Source organism: Gloeocapsopsis sp. IPPAS B-1203 (genome assembly GCF_002749975.1).
Taxonomy (GTDB): Bacteria; Cyanobacteriota; Cyanobacteriia; order Cyanobacteriales; family Chroococcidiopsidaceae; genus Gloeocapsopsis.
In genome coordinates this window covers 1-1987 of record NZ_PEIG01000033.1, presented here as the reverse complement: position 1 = coordinate 1987, position 1987 = coordinate 1, and the positions used below count along the sequence as shown (strand labels likewise).

The following is a 1987-nucleotide window of genomic DNA, read 5'->3' as shown; positions in this document are numbered from 1 at the left end:
CCAATCTCAAGAGAAGAAGTCGCCGCCGGAGAAGGAGCATTACACACATGCATTGCCCTCATTCCTGGCACAATCAAAAAGTCATCAACCAACTTGCCATCACTTTGCAATGCCTGCGCCCTTACCCCCGCATGAGTGGGCACAACATCATCCGCCGTCACCTCGGGAATCAACTGCTGCAAGCTTTTGACAAACGCTGCTTTAGAAACCGAACGAATCATCTCTTTAATGCCTTCATCCGCATGCTTGGCAGCTAACTTCCAAAATCCTGGATAAGTCATCACCTCAGTTAAATCGCGCAGATTGAAATCACTCTTGTGATAGCCCTCACGCTTGAGGCTTAACACCGCATTGGGACCGGCATGCACGCTCCCATCAATCATCCGCGTGAAATGCACTCCCAAAAATGGGAAACTCGGATTCGGCACTGGATAAATCAAATGCTTGACCAAATAGCGCTTTTCACTCACTAGTTCGTAGTATTCACCCCGAAATGGCACAATCCGAGCTTGTGGGTCAGTCTTTCCGAGGCGGGCAATGCGATCGCTAAATAGTCCAGCACAGTTAATCAGATAGCGTGTGGAGATTGTACCTTTGTTTGTTGTCACGATTGTGGCATCAGTGCGCGTCTCGAGCTTGGTGACTTTGGTGCCTAATTGCACTTCACCACCTTGATGGGTGACAAGTTCCACGTATTTTTCTGCCACTTGGCGATAGTTGACTATGCCTGTGGAAAAGACGCGAATCCCTGCACTGCATTGCACGTGCGGTTCAATTTCTCTGACTTGCTCACTTGTGAGTTTTTCTAACTCTAAGCCGTTTTCTCGTCCTCGTTGATAGAGGTGTTCTAGTCGGGGGAGTTCTTCGGCATGTGTTGCGACAATCACTTTGCCGCAGACTTCGTGGGCAATGTTGTGTTGAGAGCAGAATTCTACCATGGAGCGACTGCCATCGCGGCAGAATTTTGCTTTGAAACTGCCTGGCTTGTAGTAAATGCCAGAGTGAATCACGCCACTGTTGTTGCCGGTTTGATGGCTAGCGACTGTGGTTTCTTTTTCGATGACAACGATTTTGGCAATGGGGTAGCGTTTGCCAATGGCGAGTGCGGTTGCTAATCCGACTATCCCGCCACCGATGATTGCAAAGTCGTACATGTTTTGGTTGTTTTTCTTGATGTGTTTGGCTGTGTTTTGACGATGGGAATTACCACACTTTCCAGGGGGCAATGCCTTTTTTCCACAACTCTTCGAGGTAGTTTTTGTCTCTTAAGGTGTCCATTGGCTGCCAAAAACCATCGTGTTTGTATGCTGATAGCTGCTCAAGATGAGCTAGTTTTTCTAATGGTTCTTGTTCCCATACTGTGCTGTCGTCGCCGATGTAGTCGATCACTTCTGGTTCGAGTACGAAGTAGCCGCCGTTGATCCACGCGCCGTCTCCACCTGGCTTTTCTTTGAATGAGGTAATTTTTGTTTGTTCTTCTGCTAGGCAGATGGCGCCGAATCTTCCTGGTGGTTGGACTGCTGTCAGGGTGGCTTGCAGTTTTTGTTGTTTGTGGAATTCGATTAAGCTTGTGATGTTGACGTTGCTGACTCCATCTCCGTAGGTGAAGCAGAATGTGCTGTTTCCTACGTGTTCTTTGACTCGCCGTAAGCGTCCGCCTGTCATTGTGGCTTCGCCTGTGTCTACTAAGGTGACTCGCCACGGTTCGGCGTAGCCGCAATGCACGTTCATTTGATTGAATCTCATGTCAAATGTCACGTCTGACATGTGTAGAAAGTAGTTGGCGAAGTACTCTTTAATCACATATCCTTTGTATCCGCAGCAAATCACGAAATCGTTGATTCCATGTGCTGCATATGTTTTCATAATGTGCCACAGTATCGGTTTTCCCCCAATCTCTACCATTGGTTTTGGTTTGATTGTTGTCTCTTCACTTATCCGCGTTCCTAGTCCCCCTGCCAGTATTACCGCTTTCATAGCTTTTCCT

Annotated in this window: 2 protein-coding genes; both read right to left on the bottom strand. The window is 47.8% G+C overall.

The window, feature by feature from the left end:
* The coding region (gene lhgD, locus CSQ79_RS26830) for an L-2-hydroxyglutarate dehydrogenase (protein WP_099704153.1) at positions 1 to 1154 on the bottom strand (1154 nt) is incomplete at its 3' end.
* 49 nt (positions 1155 to 1203) lie between these two features.
* A complete protein-coding gene (gene rfbF / locus CSQ79_RS26825) occupies positions 1204 to 1977 on the bottom strand; it encodes a glucose-1-phosphate cytidylyltransferase (protein WP_099704154.1) in 774 nt (257 codons plus the stop codon).
* Positions 1978 to 1987: the final 10 nt, after the last annotated feature.